This window comes from Nevskia sp., from assembly GCF_021732705.1.
GTDB lineage: Bacteria > Pseudomonadota > Gammaproteobacteria > Nevskiales > Nevskiaceae > Nevskia.
In genome coordinates this window covers 282,988-303,007 of record NZ_JAKFUM010000007.1, presented here as the reverse complement: position 1 = coordinate 303,007, position 20,020 = coordinate 282,988, and the positions used below count along the sequence as shown (strand labels likewise).

General features: G+C 67.7%; 21 protein-coding genes. 11 read left to right on the top strand and 10 right to left on the bottom strand.

Translation table 11 applies throughout. The features are described from left to right. Nucleotides 1–39 precede the first annotated feature (39 nt). Genes QZ951_RS08590 through QZ951_RS08580 form a run of 3 tightly spaced genes read left to right on the top strand, consistent with a single transcriptional unit; the run spans nt 40 to nt 2,255 of the window. Entirely contained in the window at nt 40–243 is a 204-nt protein-coding gene (locus QZ951_RS08590; protein ID WP_293000129.1) for a hypothetical protein, read from the top strand. 1 nt (nt 244) lies between these two features. Further along, nucleotides 245–1,465, top strand: coding sequence for a flagellar hook protein FlgE (gene flgE, locus QZ951_RS08585; protein WP_293000128.1), 1,221 nt, complete (start codon nt 245–247; stop codon nt 1,463–1,465). Nucleotides 1,466–1,514: 49 nt separating this feature from the next. Next, nucleotides 1,515–2,255 carry a flagellar basal body rod protein FlgF gene (locus tag QZ951_RS08580; protein ID WP_293000127.1) on the top strand — a complete coding sequence of 247 codons (741 nt, stop codon included), beginning with the start codon at nt 1,515–1,517 and terminating at the stop codon, nt 2,253–2,255. Between the two features lie 17 nt (nt 2,256–2,272). Here QZ951_RS08580 and QZ951_RS08575 read toward each other — a convergent pair whose 3' ends face one another. Continuing rightward, nucleotides 2,273–3,331: a DUF72 domain-containing protein gene (locus tag QZ951_RS08575; RefSeq protein ID WP_293000126.1), complete on the bottom strand. Its 1,059-nt coding sequence runs from the start codon at nt 3,329–3,331 to the stop codon at nt 2,273–2,275. Nucleotides 3,332–3,485: 154 nt separating this feature from the next. On the opposite strand from QZ951_RS08575, the gene ada reads away from it, so the two are divergent. The 5 genes from ada to QZ951_RS08550 all read left to right on the top strand — a co-directional run bounded on the left by ada (nt 3,486) and on the right by QZ951_RS08550 (nt 9,844). Beyond that, the gene (gene ada, locus QZ951_RS08570; RefSeq protein WP_293000125.1) at nt 3,486–4,586 is read left to right on the top strand and encodes a bifunctional DNA-binding transcriptional regulator/O6-methylguanine-DNA methyltransferase Ada; all 1,101 of its coding nucleotides are present in this window, start codon (nt 3,486–3,488) and stop codon (nt 4,584–4,586) included. Beyond that, complete coding sequence (locus tag QZ951_RS08565; RefSeq protein ID WP_366943840.1) at nt 4,583–5,299, top strand: 2OG-Fe(II) oxygenase; 717 nt, start codon at nt 4,583–4,585, stop codon at nt 5,297–5,299. Before ada ends, QZ951_RS08565 begins: the two co-directional genes overlap by 4 nt. Before the next feature lie 133 nt (nt 5,300–5,432). Beyond that, nucleotides 5,433–5,990, top strand: coding sequence for a tRNA adenosine(34) deaminase TadA (gene tadA, locus QZ951_RS08560; RefSeq protein WP_366943849.1), 558 nt, complete (start codon nt 5,433–5,435; stop codon nt 5,988–5,990). A 100-nt stretch (nt 5,991–6,090) separates the two neighbouring features. Continuing rightward, nucleotides 6,091–7,758: a hypothetical protein gene (locus tag QZ951_RS08555; protein WP_293000122.1), complete on the top strand. Its 1,668-nt coding sequence runs from the start codon at nt 6,091–6,093 to the stop codon at nt 7,756–7,758. A 10-nt stretch (nt 7,759–7,768) separates the two neighbouring features. Next, on the top strand, nt 7,769–9,844 hold the full coding sequence (locus QZ951_RS08550) for an EAL domain-containing protein (protein ID WP_293000121.1): 2,076 nt from the start codon (nt 7,769–7,771) through the stop codon (nt 9,842–9,844). 85 nt (nt 9,845–9,929) lie between these two features. On the opposite strand, the gene clpB is transcribed toward QZ951_RS08550, so the two are convergent. Continuing rightward, nucleotides 9,930–12,512, bottom strand: coding sequence for an ATP-dependent chaperone ClpB (gene clpB / locus QZ951_RS08545; RefSeq protein ID WP_366943848.1), 2,583 nt, complete (start codon nt 12,510–12,512; stop codon nt 9,930–9,932). 200 nt (nt 12,513–12,712) lie between these two features. On the opposite strand from clpB, the gene QZ951_RS08540 reads away from it, so the two are divergent. Together QZ951_RS08540 and QZ951_RS08535 are read left to right on the top strand one after the other, a co-directional pair. Continuing rightward, the gene (locus QZ951_RS08540; protein WP_293000119.1) at nt 12,713–13,378 is read left to right on the top strand and encodes a D-sedoheptulose 7-phosphate isomerase; all 666 of its coding nucleotides are present in this window, start codon (nt 12,713–12,715) and stop codon (nt 13,376–13,378) included. Nucleotides 13,379–13,559: 181 nt separating this feature from the next. After that, on the top strand, nt 13,560–14,303 hold the full coding sequence (locus QZ951_RS08535) for a TIGR00730 family Rossman fold protein (RefSeq protein WP_293000118.1): 744 nt from the start codon (nt 13,560–13,562) through the stop codon (nt 14,301–14,303). Between the two features lie 34 nt (nt 14,304–14,337). On the opposite strand, the gene QZ951_RS08530 is transcribed toward QZ951_RS08535, so the two are convergent. The 5 genes from QZ951_RS08530 to QZ951_RS08510 all read right to left on the bottom strand — a co-directional run bounded on the left by QZ951_RS08530 (nt 14,338) and on the right by QZ951_RS08510 (nt 18,058). After that, on the bottom strand, nt 14,338–15,711 hold the full coding sequence (locus tag QZ951_RS08530) for an ATP-binding protein (RefSeq protein ID WP_293000117.1): 1,374 nt from the start codon (nt 15,709–15,711) through the stop codon (nt 14,338–14,340). 94 nt (nt 15,712–15,805) lie between these two features. Continuing rightward, complete coding sequence (locus QZ951_RS08525; RefSeq protein WP_293000116.1) at nt 15,806–16,483, bottom strand: response regulator transcription factor; 678 nt, start codon at nt 16,481–16,483, stop codon at nt 15,806–15,808. A 46-nt stretch (nt 16,484–16,529) separates the two neighbouring features. Further along, a complete protein-coding gene (locus tag QZ951_RS08520; RefSeq protein WP_293000115.1) occupies nt 16,530–16,820 on the bottom strand; it encodes a hypothetical protein in 291 nt (96 codons plus the stop codon). Nucleotides 16,821–16,860: 40 nt separating this feature from the next. Further along, nucleotides 16,861–17,424 (bottom strand): glycine zipper 2TM domain-containing protein, encoded by a 564-nt coding sequence (locus QZ951_RS08515; RefSeq protein WP_293000114.1) that lies wholly within the window; start codon nt 17,422–17,424, stop codon nt 16,861–16,863. A 136-nt stretch (nt 17,425–17,560) separates the two neighbouring features. Continuing rightward, entirely contained in the window at nt 17,561–18,058 is a 498-nt protein-coding gene (locus QZ951_RS08510) for a histidine phosphatase family protein (protein WP_293000113.1), read from the bottom strand. A gap of 62 nt (nt 18,059–18,120) precedes the next feature. On the opposite strand from QZ951_RS08510, the gene QZ951_RS08505 reads away from it, so the two are divergent. Further along, nucleotides 18,121–18,555 (top strand): thioredoxin family protein, encoded by a 435-nt coding sequence (locus tag QZ951_RS08505; RefSeq protein ID WP_293000112.1) that lies wholly within the window; start codon nt 18,121–18,123, stop codon nt 18,553–18,555. 22 nt (nt 18,556–18,577) lie between these two features. Here the strand turns inward: QZ951_RS08505 and QZ951_RS08500 are convergent, their stop codons facing one another. The 3 genes from QZ951_RS08500 to QZ951_RS08490 all read right to left on the bottom strand — a co-directional run bounded on the left by QZ951_RS08500 (nt 18,578) and on the right by QZ951_RS08490 (nt 19,977). Next, entirely contained in the window at nt 18,578–19,258 is a 681-nt protein-coding gene (locus QZ951_RS08500; protein WP_293000290.1) for a class I SAM-dependent methyltransferase, read from the bottom strand. A 72-nt stretch (nt 19,259–19,330) separates the two neighbouring features. Beyond that, on the bottom strand, nt 19,331–19,648 hold the full coding sequence (locus QZ951_RS08495) for an SCP2 sterol-binding domain-containing protein (protein ID WP_293000111.1): 318 nt from the start codon (nt 19,646–19,648) through the stop codon (nt 19,331–19,333). 71 nt (nt 19,649–19,719) lie between these two features. After that, complete coding sequence (locus tag QZ951_RS08490) at nt 19,720–19,977, bottom strand: hypothetical protein (RefSeq protein WP_293000110.1); 258 nt, start codon at nt 19,975–19,977, stop codon at nt 19,720–19,722. Nucleotides 19,978–20,020 lie beyond the last annotated feature (43 nt).

Genomic DNA, 20,020 nt, shown 5'->3' with positions numbered 1-20,020 from the left:
CCCGCTGCCGCCAACGCCTCCGATCCTTCGAGACTTGCCATGAACGCCACTTCCCATCGCTCGCTCGGCACCGCTTCCGGACCGGAAGCGCGCGCCGCCTCGCATCGCATCCCGGGTCTGTTCGATTTTCCGCAGGCCGGGCATCGCCGCCGTTCCACCGTGCTGTCGCAGTTCGTCGAATCGCTGGTCGCGCCGCAGCGCCATGGCCAGCGCCCGCAGTCCACGCTGTCCGGAGTGAATTGACATGTCCTTCAACATCGCATTGACCGGGCTGAATGCGGCCTCGGCCGATCTCGGCGTCACCGCGAACAACATCGCCAACGCCAACACCACCGGCTTCAAGGAATCCCGTGCGCAGTTCGCCGATTTCTTCCTGTCGAATCCGTATGGCACGACCGAAACCGCCGTCGGCGGCGGCGTGCGCGTGGCCAAGATCGCGCAGCAGTTCTCGCAGGGCGCGATCAGCGTCACCAACAACTCGCTCGATCTCGCGGTCAGCGGCACCGGCTATTTCACGCTGTCGAAGAACGGTGCCACCAGCTACACCCGCGCCGGCCAGTTCGGCACCGACCGCGATGGCTACATCGTCAATCCGTCCGGCGCGCGGCTGCAGGCCTATCCGCCGATTGCCGGCACCGGCGCCTTCAATCTGGCGACGCTGTCGGACGTGCAGCTGTCGACCTCGGACAACCCGCCAAGCCCGACCACGCTGCTGAAGACCGGCCTCAATCTGCCGTCGACCGCCAGCGTGCCGGCCACGACCCCGTTCAGCGCGGCCGATCCGACGACCTACAACAACACGACCTCGGTCACCGTCTACGACTCGCTCGGCACCGCGCACCCGGCGAACCTGTACTTCGTCAAGGACGCCACGGCGAACAACTGGACTGTGCACACGCAGATCGACGGCAATCCGGTCGGTCCGGGCCAGCCGATCACCTTCAACGCCGATGGCTCGCTGGCCACGCCGACCAACGGCCAGCTGGTGCTGCCGGCCTACAACACGACCAATGGCTCGAACCCGGTCACCTTGACCGTCGACCTGACCAAGAGCACGCAGTACGGCGACACGTTCTCGGTCAACAGCTTGTCGCAGGATGGCTACGCCACCGGCCGCCTCAGCGGCATCGAGGTCACGCAGGAAGGCATCGTGCAGGCGCGATTCACCAACGGCCAGGCAACGCCGCTGGGCCAGATCGCAATGGCGAACTTCGCCAATCCGCAGGGTCTGCAGCAGCTCGGAGACACCTCGTGGGGCGAAACCTTCGCGTCCGGTCCGGTGATCCGCGGCGAAGCGAATGCCTCGAACTTCGGGCTGATCCAGAGCGGCGCGCTCGAGGGTTCGAACGTCGACATCACCAAGCAGCTGGTCAACATGATCGTCGCGCAGCGCAGCTTCCAGGCCAACGCGCAGGTGATTTCGACCAGCGACCAGATCACGCAGACGATCATCAACATCCGCTGATCGCGTCTGCCTGCCGCGCCCCACGCCCGCCACCGGAACCTGAAACGCCATGGATCGAGCCCTCTACGTCGGCATGTCCGGCGCCATCGCCACCCTGCGTGCCCAGACCGCGAACAGCCACAACCTGGCCAATGCCGGCACCGTCGGCTTTCGCGCTGAGTTGGCAGCGGCGGCGGCCGTCAATGTCGACGGGCCGGGCTTCCAGTCGCGGGTCAATTCCCGGCTCGGCGACAACGGCTGGGACGACGCGCAGGGCGCGATCATGCAGACCGGCAACGAGACCGACATCGCGCTGAAGGAAGACAACTGGCTGGCGGTGCAGGCGCCGGATGGCAGCGAGGCCTACACCCGCGCCGGTGATCTGCGGATCGACGCGAATGGCCAACTGCGCACCGCCAATGGCCTGGCCGTGCTCGGTGATGGCGGCCCGATCGTGCTGCCGCCATCGACCTCGGTCAGCATCGGCAACGACGGCACCCTGTCGACGGTGCCGCTCGGCCAGAGTGCCGCAACCCAGATCACGGCCGGCCGCTTGAAGGTGGTGACCGGCAACCAGAGCAGTCTCGACCGCGGGGTCGATGGCCTGATGCGGGCCAAGCCCGGCGTCACGCTGAACCCGGCAGCCGGCAACGTGCTGACCAGCGGCGTGCTCGAAAGCTCGAACGTCAATCTCGCCGGCGCCATGGTCAACATGATCCAGCTGGCGCGGCAGTTCGAGCTGCAGTCGAAAGTGATGCGCGCCGCCGAAGACAACGCACAGGCGGCGACCAGCCTGACCCGGCTGGCCTGACGCCCGCCGGTCGTCACTCAGGCCGGCGCATCGCCCCACAGCGCACGCACCGCTTCGGCCAGTGCCAGAATCGAGCGCGGTGCCGATCCCTCGGCCTTGTTGTTCAGCGTGATGAACGCGTTCTGGCCGCCTTTCGTGGTGCCGGCAATGACCCGCGCCAGCGTGTTCCGCGTGTCCGGGTCGGGATCGATGATCCGGTCGAACGGCGCGTATTGCTGCTTGGCATCGGCGTACCCGAATGCGCCATGCACGGCATTCAGGTTCCAGCGACAGACCAGCGGCCCCGGCCACAGTGCACGCAGCAGCGGCAGCTGGCCCGCGATCGGCGGCAGCTTCGCGTGCAGGCCGAGACAGACCGTCGCGCGGTGGCGCTTCAGCACGCGAATGAAGTCGTCGGCCACCGATGCCTGCAGGAATTCCGGATCGCGAAACTCGATCGCGTAGACGCCATCCGGCGCGACGGGCGATAGCGGCGGCAGCGCCGCGAGCATCCGGTCCAGCTGGCCCAGCAGCTGCGGCATCCGGGTCAGCCAGGCGGTCGGCAACGGGCTCAGCTGGAACACCAGCGCGCCGATCTTGGGGCCCAGCCCGAGCAGCGCCGGCTCGACGAACTCGAGGAACGCCCGTTCCGGGTCGAGAAAGCTGTGATTGACCATCAGCCCGCGGCCATCCTCGTTGCGGATCATCGCGTCGGTGACCAGACTCGGCGCCTTCACCACGAATCGGAAATCGTCCGGCACCTGCGCCGCGTAGGCCGCGTGCTGCGCGACGGTCATCGGCCGGTAGAAGCCACGATCGACGCTGACCGTACGCAGCAGCGGGTGCTGCGCGTAGGCCGGCAGGCCGTGCTTCGACAGCGTGGCCTCCGGGTAGTCGCCATTCCAGACCAGCCCGTTCCAGCCCGGAAAGTGCCAGGACGAGGTGCCGAGCCGCAGCGATTTCGGCAGGCCGGCCGCCAGCTGCCGCAGCGCGGAATCGACCACCGCCGGCAGCACCTTCGCTCCAGCGCCGGCGCGACCGGGCTTCGCCGGCGCCGGTCGGATGGGTTCAGGATCGCCGAACAGGGAGTCTTGCATCGGCGAAGGCTACGCGAGGCGGACCGGCGCGCGTCAAGATCATTGTCCTCCGTGCGCCCGGTGCCCGCGAATTCGACCGCAAGCGACGGAGTGTCGCGTCCAGGCTGGCTGCCTAAAGTGCCGCCATCGCTCAAGATGAGTGCGGAGAACGACGATGAACGCAGTCCACAAATCTCAGGCCGCGAGCGGCCGCGACGCCCGCGCGGCGGCCACGATGGCGGATGCCCGCTGGCCCCGGGTGCAGGCGCGCGATGCCGCTGCCGATGGCAGCTTCGTCTACGCCGTGCGGACCACCGGGGTCTATTGCCGGCCCTCGTGTGCGGCGCGGCCGGCACGGCCGGAAAACGTGACCTTCCACGCGACGATCGACGAGGCCCGCGCGGCCGGCTTCCGGGCCTGCAAGCGCTGCCGTCCGGATGACGTTGGCCAGAGTGGCGAGCAGGCGGCGCTGATCGCGCGCCTGTGTCGCGAGATCGAGCGCGCCGAACGCGAGCCGACCCTGGAGCAGCTGGCCATTCAGGCCGGCGTGAGCCGCTTCCACCTCCATCGCGTGTTCAAGGCGGTGACCGGGCTGACGCCGAAGGCCTATGCCGCCGCGCACCGCGCCCGCCGGGTGCGCGGCGAACTGGCGCGCGGCGATGGCCGCGTGACCGACGCGATCTACGACGCCGGCTACAACTCGAATGGTCGCTTCTACGCCGAGTCGAACGGCGTGCTCGGCATGACGCCGTCGCGCTTCCGCGCCGGGGGCGCCGATACCGCGATCCGCTTTGCCATCGGCCAGTGCTCGCTCGGCGCGATTCTGGTCGCCGCCAGCGACGTCGGCGTCTGCGCGATCCTGCTCGGCGACGACCCGGAGGCGTTGGCGCGTGACCTGCAGGACCGCTTCCCGCGGGCCCGGCTGGTCGGCGGAGATGCCGCGTTCGAGCAGCGCGTGGCGCAGGTCGTCGGCCTGATCGAAGCCCCGCGACTGGGCCACGACCTGCCGCTGGACGTCCGTGGCACGGCATTCCAGCAGCGGGTCTGGCAGGCGCTGCGGCAGATACCGCCGGGCGAGACCGCGAGCTATCGCGACATCGCCGAGCGCATCGGCGCACCGACGTCGATGCGCGCGGTTGCGCAGGCCTGCGGCGCAAACGCGCTGGCGGTCGCGATTCCGTGCCATCGCGTCGTGCGGCAGGACGGTGCGCTGTCTGGCTATCGCTGGGGCGTCGAGCGCAAGCGTGCGCTGCTCGAACGCGAGGCCGAGGCGTGACGGCGACTCGCGCGGAGGCAGTACTGGCATCGGTGGACTGGCCGCGCGTCGAGCAGGATCTCGATGCCGCCGGCTGCGCCGTGATCTCCGGTCTGTTGAACGTGGCGGACTGTCACGCGCTGGCCGCGCAGTATGCGGAGCCGTCCGGCTTCCGCAGCCGCGTGGTGATGCAGCGCCACGGCTACGGGCGCGGCGAGTACCGCTACTTCGACTATCCGCTGCCGCCGACGGTGCAGCGCCTGCGCAGCGCCCTGTATCCGGCGCTGGTGCCGATCGCGAACCGCTGGTACGCGACGATGGGTCTGGCGCCGCGGTTTCCGGACCGGCATGCGGACTTCCTCGCGCGTTGTCACGCCGCCGGACAGACCCGGCCGACGCCACTGCTGCTGCAGTACGGTGCCGGCGACTACAACTGCCTGCATCAGGACCTGTATGGCGAGCATGTCTTTCCGCTGCAGGTGGCGGTGCTGCTGTCGGCGCCGAACGAGGATTTCAGCGGCGGCGAGTTCGTCCTCACCGAACAGCGACCGCGCATGCAGTCGCGTCCCGAAGTCGTGCCGCTGACGCAGGGCGATGCCGTGATCTTCGCCGTGCGGGAGCGACCCGTGATCGGCACCCGCGGGCCGTATCGCGTCAACCTCCGGCATGGCGTCAGCCGCATCCGCGGCGGCCAGCGGCACACGCTGGGCATCCTCTTTCACGACGCGCTCTGACGGTCCGATCGCGCGACGTCACGCGGAAGTCCGTCCTCCCGTTCAAGCTCGGCCGATGCAAGCCGATAGCAGGAGCGGGAGCACGGAGGTTCCAGTGGATGCAGGCACACGCCCAAGCATCGACAATGACGTCATGACGGCTGACACCCCTCACTCGACATCGACTGCCGACGCGGCTGCGGGCGCGTCGCCGGCGCCGACCGTGCCCGGCATCACGGAGGCGGACACGCGCTGGATGCGCCACGCGCTGGCGCTGGCCGAGCGCGCGGCGGGCGAGGGCGAGGTGCCGGTCGGCGCCGTGCTGGTCGCGGCCGACGGCAGCCTGCTGGCGGAAGGCTGGAACCGGCCGATCACGCTGCATGATCCGACCGCCCATGCCGAAATCGCCGCGATGCGGGCCGGCGCGGTCGCGCTCGGCAATTACCGGCTGACCGGCACCACGCTGTACGTCACGCTCGAGCCGTGCCCGATGTGCGCCGGCGCCATCATCCACGCCCGGATCGCCCGGCTCGTGTTCGGTGCGCGCGATCCGAAGGCCGGCGCCGTGCATTCGCTGTACGACCTGATCGCGGCACCACGGCTGAACCATGTCGTGGCCTGGTCCGGCGGAGTGCTCGAAGATGAATGCGGTTTAATGTTGCGCGCCTTCTTCAAGGCGCGGCGGAACGCCCGAACTAGTTCATTATGGTGACTGCCGAACGCTTCTTCAGGCGGTTTAAGCTCCTGAAAGTATTGGGTTCGCGTCCGTTCGAGCCGATTGGCAGGGGGAGTTTCCGATGCAGAGATTTTCGTTGAGCAGACGGTCTGCTCGTCGCGAGATCCACGGATGGATTCGCCCGCTGAAGCTGGTCGTCGTGGCCATGGCCGCCACACTGGCGCTGTACGCGCAGACGGTATCGGCGATCGGCGTCGGCGAGCCGCGTTATCTGTCGAGCCTGTTCCAGCCGTTGCGGATCGACATCCCGCTGGATGCCGATGGCAGCGATCCCGATCGCGTCCATGTCGAGGTCTCGATCGTCGGCGACGGCGCCGGCGAGGGCGCGCCGACCACGGCGACGCTGCGCCGCGAGTGGCTGGTCGACGAGCACGGTCATCCATTCCTGCGCGTGACCTCGCCGCAGGTGGTCAATGAGCCGATGCTGACCTTGCGCGTCGATGTCGGCGATGCCTCGCTGCAGGTGCGGCGCGACCTGACGCTGCTGTTCGATCCGCCTTCCGCACCGGTGGCCGTCGCGGCGCGCGTGCCGGAAGCCCTGCCGTCGCCGACGGCCGAGATCCAGACGGCGGCAGCGACGGTCTCCGCCGATCCGCTGGCCGCGCTGCCACCGGATTCGACGCCGAGGCCGGCAGCGCCAACGGCGAGTCCCGCCACTGACGCGGCGACGGTTGCGCGCTCCGACACGCCCGCCAGCAATCCCGCGAGCAATCCGGCCAGCAAGCCAGCCGTCAGGACCGAGACGGCGCGTGCCGCGCCCAGCACGGTCCGGAAAGCGGCGAAGTCGACCGCATCGGCTCCCGATCGCCAGTGGCAGCAACTCGGGCCGGTCGAGCCGGGTGACACGCTGGAGATGCTGAGCAAGCGCGTGCGCAACGGTGCCGATATTCCGCTGCCGCTGGTCAGCGCCCTGTTGCGCTGGCTGAACCCCGAGGCGTTCCAGTCGACCACCGGCGAGCCGATTCCCGGCGCCGCGCTGAAGTTCCCGAAACCTGAGCTGCTGGCAGCGCAGTTGACCGCCACCGGCAGCGTCGCGCTGCAGCTCGATTCCGTGGCCGCTGCCGCGCCGGCGGCATCGTCGTCGCCGGAACCGGTGGTGCTGACCGGCGAAGGCCTGCGGATGGCCACGGCGCTGTCGCCGCAGTCGCTGCAGCTGGCGCTGGAAATCGATGCCCGCCGGCTCGCCGAGCCGGCGCTGGCGCAAGCCCCGGCCGAACTGCCGGCAGCAGCGATTGCCGCGAGCAATGTCGTGGCCGCACCACCGGCTGCGCCACCGCTGTCACCGGCGACCGGCAATCTGGGCACCTGGTCCAGCGGCCTGACGCTGACTGCCGTGATGGCGTCCGGTCTGCTGGTGTTCCTGATGCTGAAGGTCGTCGCCGGCACGCCGCTGGCCATCGGCACCACCTATTCGCCGTCGCAGGCGCTGTCGCACGCGGCGGCGCAGGAATCGGAACGCCTGTTCGGCGATCACGAGCGACTGCCGCAGGCGGTCGTCGCTGAAGGCTTCGATGTGCCGCTGGTGATCCCGAAGAAGGCGGCATCGGCGGAATTCGTCGCAGCGGCCGCGCCGACGCCAGCCCGCGAGGTCGAGCCTGACGAGACGCTGCTTGCGGCCAGCGCGTTCAAGCCGGTGGTGACGCCGCCGGTCGTGGCCGAGGCACCCGCCACCTGGGATCTGGCGCAGTTCGATCTGCAGGAACACGACGACCTCAATCCGCCGGACAACCGCCGTACCCACTGACACCTGCAGCATGGCCGTCCAGAACCCGTCGATCCCGGTGGCAGCGCCATCACGAACGCGCTTTGCAGTCCTCGCCTTGCTCTTCGGCGCGATCGGGGCGCTGCTGATCGACTACGTGGTCAGCGAGCAGGTCGGCATCAGCATGATGGCGCTGATTGCCTCGATCACGATGGCCATGACCAGCCTCGTGGCGATCTGGGTGTTCCGCCGCCTGCAACTGCCGCTGGAAGCCGCACAGGCGGTCACCGAGGATCAGGCTTATCGCCTGCAGGTGCTGGAGCAGGAAGTCGCGGTGAACCGCGCAGCGCTGCGGGCACGGCAGGGTGAATCGCTGACGCCGCAGCGGGCGCTGGAGGAAACGACGCAGCTGCGCGAAGACCTGCAGCAGGCGCAGGAAGTCGCCGAACTGCAGCGCCGCAGCAGCGAGGCCATGCTGGCGGCCAGCGACGACCGTCTGGTGCTGGTCGGCCTCGACGGGCAGATCATCGCGGCCACGCGCAATGCTGCGGCGCTGCTCGATCTGATGCCGGCAGAAACCGTCGGCCGACCGTTCGGAACCGTCTTCGCCCTGTTCGACGTGACGCAGGACGAACCGCTGCAGCATCCGCTGAACGCCCGCGTGCTGGCGGCGCTCGACGAACAGGCGCCACCGGTTCCGGCCTTCGAGGCCCTGCTCGAACGGCGTGCCCGCTTCTCGATCAAGGTTCGGGTCGAGTGCCTGCCGATCCGGGATCGCCGCAGCCGCGCCGCGCGTCTGCTGGTGGCGCTGCACCTGACCGACGGCGGCGCGGCCGTCGGCGGGCCCGAAGCACTCGAAGGCGGTTCGACCGGGGACCCGCTGACCGGCGCCGCCGGCGCCCAGCGCTTCGAGCGACGCATCGAGGAATTGCTCCAGGAAGCGCGCCGCAGCGGCAATTTCCACGGCGTGATGCTGATCGCGCCGGACGATTTCGAAGCGGTCTACGACCGGCTCGGCTACGCGGCAGGCGAAGAGCGGTTGTGGCAGGTCGCGTCGCTGATCCGCAGTCATCTGCCGCCGGGTGCGGAGTTCTATCGGCCGTCGGCCAAGCATTTCGCCGCGCTGATTCCGGAGCAGCCGGACAGCGCCTGCCGGGCGCTGGCCCAGCAGATGTGTGCTGACGTTGCCGCGCGCCCGTTCTATCGCGACAACCTGACCGTCAGCAGCAGCCTCAGCATTGGTGTCGTGTCGATCGGCCTCGCCAACACGTCGTGCCAGGACATCATCGACCGGGCCACGCACGCGCTGAAGCGGGCACGCGAACTGGGCGGCGGCCGGGTGCACGTCGAATCGCTGGTGCAGTCGATGGAGGAGCAGGCGCGCGAGCAGTCGCTCGGCGAATGGCTCGAGAACAAGCTGCTGACCAACAAGCTGCGACTGGCGGCGCAGCCGATCGTGCCGGCGGCGGCCAATGCCGGTGCGCCGCCGTGGCTGGAACTGCTGCTGCGGATCGAGGATGACGACGGCGTCTGGCTGCCGCCGGATCACTACATCGACGTGCTGGAAAAGCTCGGGCTGACGCCGCTGGTGGACCGCTGGGTGGTCGATCAGGCGCTGAAGCCGAGCCCTCGCGCCACGCAGATCAAGAACAGCGGCGGACGGCTGTCGATCAACATCTTCGGCTCGTCGCTGCTGCGCGACAGCTTCCTGCAGGAGATGCGCGAACTGCTGGTGCGCAGCGCCGTGCCGACCACGCAGCTGTGCTTCGAGATCGAGGAAAGCTTCATCGTGCAGCACCAGCAGCACGCCGCTGCGTTCGTGTCGATGGTCGGCGAGTTCGGCTGCCAGATCGCGATCGATCGCTACCGCGGCGGCGTCGGCCTGACCGCGCTGCGCCATGTGCCGGCGACCTACATCAAGCTGCACGAGTCGCTGGTGACCCGGCAGAACTTCGATGTGATCGATCGGGCCCATCTGGATTGGCTGACCTCGGCCGCGAAGCTGGTCGATGCCAAGGTCGTGGCCTGCGCAGTCCGTGATGACGAGATGCTCGAACGGCTGCGCGCCGCGAAGGTCGACTTCGTGCAGGGCTTCGCGATCGCGTCGCCGAGTCCTTACTCGATCTGATCGATCGGCGTTCCCCGGTCCAGTCGAGAAAGCCCTTCATGCGAAGGGCTTTCTCGTCATCGGCCGCGGATCACGCCGCGCGGGCTCAGCCGCGTTCGAACACGAGGCCGCCCTCGCTGGACTCGACCTTCACCTTGTCTCCGGCCGCGAACTTGCCGGTCAGGATCAGGTTCGCCAGCGGGTTTTCGATCAAGGTCTGGATCGCACGCTTCAGCGGTCGGGCGCCGTACACCGGGTCGTAGCCGGCTTCGGCCAGCTTCGCCAGCGCGGCATCGCTGAAACGGATGCCGATCGAGCGCTCGGCCAGCCGCTTGTGCAGGTACGCGGTCTGGATGCCGGCAATCGCGCGGATCTGCGCCGCCGCCAGAGGCTTGAACACCACGGCCTCGTCGATGCGGTTGATGAACTCGGGCCGGAAATGCTGGCCGACCACGTTCATCACGCCTTCCTTGATCGCGGCGTAATCGTCCTTCGTGGCGGCATTGCCCATCAGATCCTGGATCAGATGCGAGCCGAGGTTCGAGGTCATCACGACCACGGTGTTGCGGAAGTCGACGGTACGGCCCTGACCATCGGTCAGACGGCCATCGTCGAGCACCTGCAGCAGCACGTTGAAGACATCGGCATGCGCCTTTTCGACCTCGTCCAGCAGGATCAGCGAATACGGCCGACGGCGCACGGCCTCGGTCAGATAACCGCCCTCGTCATAACCGACATAGCCCGGCGGCGCGCCGATCAGCCGGCTGACCGAGTGCTTCTCCATGAACTCGCTCATGTCGATGCGGACCATCGCGTCCTCGGTGTCGAACAGGAAGCCGGCCAGCGACTTGCACAGCTCGGTCTTGCCGACACCGGTGGGGCCAAGGAACAGGAACGAGCCGATCGGCCGGTTCGGATCGGAGAGGCCGGCGCGCGAGCGGCGAATCGCGTTGGCGACCGACGTCAGCGCCTCTTCCTGGCCGACCACGCGCTGGCGCAAGGTGTCTTCCAGCCGCAGCAGCTTGTCGCGCTCGCCTTCGAGCAGCTTCGACACCGGAATGCCGGTCCAGCGACCGACGACCTCGGCGATCTCTTCCTCGGTCACGCGCGTGCGCAGCAGCTCGAACTTGGTCTGCGTCGAGGCGTTGGCAGCGGCCAGCTTCTTCTCGAGTTCCGGAATCCGTCCGTACTGCAGTTCCGCCATCCGCGCGAGATCGCCGGAGCGGCGCGCTGCCTCCAGCTCGACCTTGACCCGTTCCAGCTCTTCGCGAACGCCGGCACTGCCGGCGACGCTCGCTTTCTCGGCCTTCCACTTCTCGTCGAGATCCGAGTACTCGCGTTCGAGCTTGGCAATCTCGGCATCGAGCGTTTCCAGCGAACGCTTCGCGCCTTCGTCGGTCTCGCTCTTCAGCGCTTCGCGCTGGATCTTGAGCGAGATCAGCCGGCGTTCGAGCCGATCCATCGACTCCGGCTTGGAATCGCTTTCGATGCGCACGCGGGAGGCGGCCTCATCGACGAGGTCGATCGCCTTGTCCGGCAGGTTGCGGTCGGTGATGTAGCGGTGACTGAGCTTGGCGGCGGCGATCAAGGCACCGTCGGTGATCTCGACGTTGTGGTGGGTTTCGTAGCGGTCCTTCAGGCCGCGAAGGATGCCGACGGTGTCCTCGACGCTCGGTTCGCCGACCAGCACTTTCTGGAAGCGGCGCTCCAGTGCGGCGTCCTTCTCGACGTACTTGCGGTACTCGTCGAGCGTGGTCGCGCCGATGCAGTGCAGCTCGCCGCGCGCCAGCGCGGGCTTCAGCATGTTGCCGGCGTCCATCGAGCCTTCGGCCTTGCCGGCGCCGACGAGCGTGTGGATCTCGTCGATGAACAGGATCACTGTGCCATCGGTCTTGCCGAGGTCATTCAGCAGCGCCTTCAGGCGCTCCTCGAACTCGCCGCGGAACTTGGCACCGGCGATCAGCGCACCGAGATCGAGCGACAGCAGCCGGCGGTTCTTGAGCCCTTCCGGCACTTCGCCGTTGACGATGCGCTGCGCGAGGCCTTCGACGATCGCAGTCTTGCCGACGCCGGGCTCGCCGATGATCACCGGATTGTTCTTGGTGCGCCGGCTCAGCACCTGGATGACGCGGCGGATCTCCTCGTCACGGCCGATCACCGGATCGAGCTTGCCGCTCAGCGCGCGGGCGGTGAGGTCGATCGTGTACTTCTCCAGCGCCTGGCGCTGATCCTCGGCATTCGCCGAATCGACCTTGGCGCCACCGCGCATCGCGTCGATCGTGCGCTCGATGCTGTCCTTCTTCGCGCCGGAGTCGCGCAGTGCCTTGCCGAGCGCAGACTTGTCGTCGATCGCGGCAAGCACGAACAGCTCGGTCGAGATGAACTGGTCCTTGCGCTGCTGCGCCAGCTTGTCGCAAAGGTTCAGCAGACGAGCCAGGTCGGCACCCACGCTGACCTCGCCGGTCGGCGTGCCGAGCTTCGGCAAGCCATCGAGCAGCGCGCTGACGCGGCTGCGCAGGCCATCGACGGTGATGCCGCTCTGCGCCAGCAGCGGCGTGGTCGAGCCGCCATCCTGATCGAGCAGGGCCTGCATCAGGTGTGCTGGGTCGATCTGATTGTGATCGCGGCCCACGGCCAGGCTCTGCGCATCCGACAGCGCCTGCTGGAACCGGCTGGTGAATTTTTCCATTCGCATCGGGGAACCTCGTGATCGCTGCCGTACCGAACGGCGGTGCCGGCTGATGCAGCTTAGTTGCGGACAGCACACCGGCTTTCAAGCGTGTTGGCGCACACTTGAACTGCCGGCTGCTACCGCCCATATCCGTGGTCAGGGCAAGGTTGCTGCGCGATTGCCCCTTAGAATTCCGCATTGCTGAATCGAGAACTGCCGTGATCAACACCACGCTGGACCCCTCTGCCGCCGACCCGGCGTTTCCGAACCGCGTGCCGGTGACGGTGGCGTCGGTCGCCGACTATGTCCGCGACTCGATCGATGTGAAGCAGCAGTTGCTGGCCGATGCGGCCCTGCTCGGCAAGATCGTCGACGTGGTCCGCCTGTGCATCGACACCTTCCGCGCCGGCGGCAAGGTGCTGGTCGGCGGCAATGGTGGCTCGGCGGCCGATGCCCAGCATCTGGCGGCGGAACTGGTCGCCCGGTTCGAGTTCGATCGCCCCGGCCTGCCGGCGATCTCGCTGTCGACCGACACCTCGGCGATGACGGCGATCGGCAACGACTACGGCTATGAACACCTGTTCGCGCGGCAGATCGAGGCGCTGGCGCGGCCGGGTGATCTGTTCATCGGCATCACCACCTCGGGCAATTCGAAGAACGTGCTGCGCGCGTTCGAGTCCGCCGCGAAGCTCGGTGTCACCCGCATCGCGCTGTGCGGCGCCGGCGGCAAGGCGCGCGACATCGCCGAACACGCGCTGTGCGTGCCGTCGACGCACACGCCCCGGATTCAGGAATGCCACATCCTGATCATCCACATCCTGTGTGCGCTGCTCGAGGAAAACCTGTTTCCCGAGCACAAGGCGCCGAAGCCGGCGGTGCTTTGAGTTCGTTCCGGCGCGGCTGAGCACGCGAGCACGGTCCGGAACCCCATCTGCGCGGAACGATCCTTGCGCGGCAGATGGACGCGGCCGCGCAGCGCGGTCTTGACCGGCATTGATCCGATGCAGCGGCGCTTTGGATTATCGTTGCCGATCTACCGACAAAACCAAGAACAAGAAGGATCACATGGCCAAGATGACCAAGTCGTACTCCAACATGGAGTTTCTGATGGGCGAGGAAGCGCGCGGGGTGCGCATCCTCTGCGAGTACCTGGAGCCGAAGTCTCGGCTTGAGCGCAACGGCGTCAAGCGCGCGATCATCATGTTCGGCTCGGCTCGAACCCGGCGTCTGAAGCCGGCGGTCGGCGCCAAGGCGGCGCCGGACTACTACGCGTTGGCGGCGGATCTGGCCGAGCGCTTCGCGCGCTGGACCATCGACACCCATCCGCCGGAGGAGCGCTATTTCCTGTGCACCGGCGGCGGCCCGGGGATCATGGAAGCGGCGCATGAAGGCGGCGCGCGCGTCGATCGCAACCTCAACGTCGGGTTCAACATCTCGCTGCCGTTCGAGCAGCATGTGAATCCGTTCGTGAAGGACGATCACGCGTTTGAATTCCATTACTTCTTCATGCGCAAGTTCTGGTTCATGAACGTGGCGGAAGCGTTCGTCGTGTTTCCGGGCGGCTTCGGCACGCTGGATGAACTGTTCGAGGCGCTGACCCTGACCCAGACCGGCAAGGCCCGGCCGATGCCGGTGGTGCTGTTCGGCAAGGAGTTCTGGGACGGGCTGGTGAACTTCGATCGTCTGGTCGAGCGCGGCCTGATCTCGCAGCAGGACGTCGATGCGCTGGTGATGGTCGAGACCGTCGACGAAGCGTTCGAGGCGATCACCACCGGGCTGGCCGGGCCGCGCCGCGAGCGCCGGAAGTAGCCGGAAGTCGTCGGCCGACCGCGGGCGTTGCCGATCAGACCGCGAGAGTGACCGTGACGCGCGCGCCGCCAAGCCCGGGCGCGCCGTTCGGGGCATCGCCGGCGCGGCCGAGTTCGATCGTGCCGTCGTAGACCTTCACCAATTCGGCGACGGCGCCAAGGCCGATGCCCTGGCCGGGCGTGATGCTGTCGGCACGGACGCCGCGGCTCAGCAGTTTTTCGGCGTCTTCCGGGAAGCCGGGGCCGTCGTCATCGATGATCAGCCGCAGGCTGCGTGACTGGTATTCGGCGCGGAAGCGGACTTCGCCGCGACACCACTTCGTGGCGTTGTCGAGCAGGTTGCCGAGCAGTTCGTAAAGATCGCCTTCATCGGCGCGAACCTTCAGGGTTTCCGCCGCCTCGATCGCGATGCGCGGCCGCTTCGAGGCGTAGACCTTGATCAAAGCACCGCTGATCTTGTCGGCCAGCGGCTTCAGGCGGACCGGCTCGGCCAAGGTTCGGCGTCCGGCGGCAGCGGCCTTGCGCAGCTGGTGGTTGGTGATTTCCTGCATCCGGTCGACCGGGTCGCGCATGCGCTCGCGGGCGTCGGGCTGCAGCGTTTCGTCCTCGACCAGCCCGCGCAGCACGGCCAGCGGCGTCTTGAGACTGTGGGCGAGGTCGTCGAGCGCGTTGCGGTAGCGCGTCTGCTGGTTGCGTTCCGCCGCGATCATCGCGTTCAGGCCTTCGGCCAGCGGCGTCAGTTCGTCCGGATAGCCGGCCTCGATCCGCGACTGCTGCGCCGCCTCGACACCGTGCAGCTCGCGCACCAGCTTGCGCAGCGGCGCCAGCCCCCAGCTCAGCACCAGCACCTGCACCAGGATCAGCGCCACCGCCGCGCCGCCGAGCCAGGTCCACAGGATGCGCCGGAAGGTCTGCAGCTGCGCGAGGTAGTCGATCTTGTCCTCGAGCACGGCCACGGTGTAGCGCTGCGGCTTGGGCTTGCCGCTGAACAGGCGGATGCCGCCGGAATCGGCGACCCAGCGCACGCCATAGGTCATCGCGAAGCGGTCGCCGAGATCGGTGAACAGCGTGCTGCCGACCTCCGGCGCCAGCAGCTCCGGCACCTTGCCGACGAAGCTCGGGCTGCGCCAGATGACCTTGCCGCTGGCATTGAAGATCAGCGCTTCGAGTCCGGACTGCACGCGGCCGAAGCGCGGGTCGGGCAGGGCGCCCTTGCTGATCGTCAGTTGGTCGCGGTCGTCGGCGTCGGCGGCGCCGAGCAACGCGAAGATCAGGCCCTGCTGCTTGTCGCGCTGCGCCTGCACGGCGCTGCCGCGGAACGCCTGATCGAGACCGGCGCCGCACAGCAGCATGAAGATCATCAGCACGAACGTGGCGACGATCAGCAGACGGGTTCGCAGCGATTTCATGGCGCGAGTGTCGGATGCGCGGGCTCGGCGCGCCAGTCCGTGCCGTCATCGAGGCGGGCCGATGCCCGTCGCCGATGACGGCGTGCCGGCCGGTTCAGGCGCGCGGCAGGTTCCAGCGGTAGCCGCTGCCGCGCTGCGTGGCGATCGGATTCAGGCTGCTTTCGGGATCGAGCTTGGTCCGCAGGCGCCGAATGAAGACTTCGATGACGTTGGAGTCGCGCTCCTCGTCCTCGTTGTACAGATGCTCGGTCAACGTCGACTTCGACACCACTTCGCCGGCGTGCATCACCAGGTATTCGAGCACGCGGTATTCGTAGGCCGTGAGATCCACCGGCAGACCGTGCAGGGTCACGGTCTTGGCGGCGGTGTTCAGGATCACCGGGCCGGATTCCAGCTGGGGCGAACTCCAGCCGCCGCTGCGCCGGACCAGCGCGCGGGCGCGGGCCAGCAACTCTTCCTTGTGGAACGGCTTGACCAGATAGTCGTCGGCGCCGGCCTCGAGGCCTTCGACCTTGCTTTGCCAGCCGTCACGCGCAGTCAGGATCAGGATCGGATAGCTGCGTCCAGCCTTGCGCACCGCCTTGATGATCGCGATGCCCGGCGTCTTTGGCAGGCCGAGGTCGATGATCGCGAGATCCACCGGATACTCGACCGCCATGTACTGGCCCTGCTCGCCATCGGCTGCGGCGTCGACGGCGTAGCCTTCGTCGGCAAGGTGGCGGCAGACCTGCTCGCGCAGGGCGGGATCATCTTCAACGACGAGCGCACGCATCGGGGGACTCCGTGTCGGTGGTGCCGCAAACCGCGCGGCGAGAAATTTACTGCACGTAGACGACGCGAACTTCGCCGTCGCGCAGCAGCTTGACGCGATAGCCGCTGCCGCTGGGCTCGACCGACAAGACGCGACCGCCGCCGTTTTCAGCCTGCGCGCGCCGCGCCGCTTCGTTCGGCGTCATGCCGCGCGGAGCGACATCGCGATCCGGCGCATCGCGGCCCGGCGCCAGAAACGGCGTGTCGAGCCGCAGGCCGCCGCGCCGATCTGCCTGCACGGGATGGCAGATCGCCATCACCGACAGGGCCACGAGCAGGGAGGCAATCACGGCGCGCATCGTCAGGGTCCGAAGGGCAGGTTCAGGGTAGAAGTCGAGATCAGTACGAGGCCGGCGCCACGTTCACGTTGACCGGCAGCCGGTCGCCCGGATCGTACGACAGGCGAGTGTCGTAGATACGACCGTGGTAGCGATAGCGCACGTCGTAGCCGTCCACGCGCTGTTCGAAATGCGCTTCGTCGACCGTGCGGCAGCGCTGCTCGTAGCCGTAGCTCGGTTCGCGGCGGCCGCCGCCGTTGTTACGGCCAATGCTGGCACCGGCGCTGGCACCGACCACGGCACCGGCGGCGGTGGCGACGGCGCGACCCGAGCCCTGACCGAAGCGGTTGCCGACGACGCCACCGACCACCGCGCCCAGCAGCGCGCCAACGCCCTCGTTGCCGCCGCCGCGGTAGCCGTCGTCATACACGACGCGTTCGTCGCGGCAGACTTCGCGCGGTTCGACGACGCGAACTTCGCGGTAGATCGGACGGCTGTCGAGAACCTCGGCGTACTCGACGCCGTCGTCATCGTAGCGGTCGTCGTGATGGCGACCGGCTTGCGCCGAGGCCGAAACGCCGAACACGGCGATGGCCGTCAGGATCGAAGTGAGCTGGGTCTTCATGATCAGAATTCCTCGTGGGCCGGCACCGTTGCAAGGTGGAAGGGTGGGCGGTGGTACCGGTGGCGAGGCTCAATCTACGCAGGCTGGCTGAACTCATGCTGAATCTTTCGCCAGCCTGCCGGCCATCCGGTCCCGGTCAGTCGGTGCCGTCCTTCGGATAGCGAAAATCCACCAGCTCGCCGGCGTCCGGCACGATGTCCTGCCAGCGATCCACCTGGAACGCGAGCGTGACCACGGCGCAGGTCGGCATCTCCGCGAACGGCACGACCGCCAGCAGCTGCGCCAGTTCGGTGAAGCCCGGGTTGTGGCCGAACATCGCGACATGGCCATCGCGATCATCCAGCGTGTTGACCAGATGCAGCAGCGTGCCTGGCGTGGCCTCGTAGATGCGCGGTTCCACGCGGATGTCGCGCAGGGTCTGACCGAGCGTTTCGGCAAAGATCTGCGCGGTGGTGATCGCCCGGAGCGCTGGGCTGGCCACGAGGCGCGGCGGCTGCTTCAGCGTGTGGCTGAAGCGCTGCGCCATCACCGGCGCATCGCGCCGGCCGCGCGGGTTCAGCGGGCGCTCGAAGTCTCCCAGCATCGGAAAATCCCAGCTGGACTTGGCGTGTCGAATTAAGGTCAGTTGTTTCATCGGTGCAGGTTAACGTAGCGTCCGGTCATGCTGGTGACGAACGATCGGATGCGCGAGGCAGAATGAACCGGAAATGGCTGAAGTACGTGGCGCTGGCGCTGATTCCCCTCGGCGTCTACTTCGCGAATGTCGAATATCAGACCTGGCGCGGCGAAGCGGCGCTGACGGCCACCGCGCTGAACTTCCGGTCGCTCGATCAGGCGCTCGCGGAGGCACGCGCCACCGGCAAGCCGGTGCTGGCCGATTTCTCCGCGATCTGGTGCCCGGCCTGCCGCGCGATGCATGCCGACGTGTTCACCGATCCGGCGGTCAAGGCCGCAATCAACGCCGGCTATGTGCTGAGCCGCATCGACTACGAATCAGCGGAAGCCCCTGCGTTCATGGAAAAGTACGGAGTGCGAGGCTTCCCGACGCTGCTGGTGCTCGATGGCGATGGCAAGTTGCTGCGACAGGTTCCGGTCGTGCTGGATCCGGCGGCATTCGCGCGCTCGCTGTAGGTGTCGCGGAAGATTCCGCAGGTCAGCCGTTCGGCTGCCGCAGGTAGACATCGAAGCGCAGCTGCGTCCCGTCGAAGCTCAGGGACGGCTTTCGGCCGGCGAGCGGCGGCGCTTTCGCTGGCCGCTTGACCACGACTCGGCGGGACGCGGCGTGCAGCGCCGGTTCGAGCAGCGCGTCGGCATCGGCATCTCCGCCGGTGAGATCGCGCAGGAGCTGCATTTCCTTGGACGGCAGCGCCGCCTTGCCATCGTCCGGGTACATCGGGTCAAGGTAGACGACGTCCCAGCGGCACCGATGTTCGGGCAGCGCCATGAAGGCCGACGAGACCGCTTCGATCACGCGGATCCGTTCGCCGATGGCGGCGGCGCGGGGATCGTCCAGCACCCGGCGTCGGGCATCCTGCAGCAGTGCGCAGACCGTCGGGTTGCGCTCGACCAGCGTGACCTCCGCGCCCAGCGCCGCCAGGGTGTAGCCGTCGCGGCCGAGGCCGGCCGTGCCATCGAGCATGCGCAGCGGGCCGATGCCGGGCTCTCGCGGCTTGTGGAGCCCCGCGGCCTTGGCCATCGGCTGCCGGCGACCGGCGGCGATGCGGCGGGCGAGATCGGGCGTCAGCCAGTCGGCGCAGATCGAGCCGTACTGCGGCCGATGTACAGCGCGCAAGGTGAGCCTTTCGCTGCCACGGTCGATTTCAGGACCCAGCACAAACGAAAAACCCCGGGCCAGAAGGTCCGGGGTTTCGATCACGACCGGCAATGTAGGCCGATCGGACAAGCGTCAGCCGAGCTTCGAGGCGTCGAAGAAGCTGGTCATGCGCTGGGCGAGCATCATGTCGCCGTCGAGCTGCAGCTTGCCGGTCATGAACGCGGTCATGCCGTTCAGTTCGCCTTTCAGCAGCGCGACGAGATCGTCGTCTTCCATCGTCAGCGTCACGTCGGCGTTGCCGGCGGTGCCTTCGACGAGCTGGGCGGCGCCGCCCTTGATCACCAGGTGAGCCGGCGACGAGATCGCGAACTGGACGACGGCATCGGTGCCGCTGGCGGCGCTGGCGTCAAACGCGGCGGGGAGTTTCTTCAGGAAGTCGAGGGCGCTCATGGGGTGCTCCGTAAAAGGAAGGCGAATCGTACCGACGCCAATGCTGCAGTGCAATCTTTCGGTAAGGCTCGTTACTGTGCGGATGAGCGGCTGTCGATCACCCCGATCGCGGCGCGCACGCGTGCGGCGGCCTCCGGTGCCAGCAGCACCGGCGTGACCGAGCCGCGATAGAGCCTATCGCGCGCATGCAAGGCTGCAGCGAGGCCTGCGTGCGTCTGATGATCGAGCACGAGGAAGTCCTGACCCTCGATCAACTGTGCCGCCAGCTGCTTGAACGCGCGAAACGCGGTGCCCTTGGCAACACCGGCTTCGACATCGAGTTCGCGCATCGAACGCCAGTCGGAGTAATCAGCTGTACCACGATGCACGATC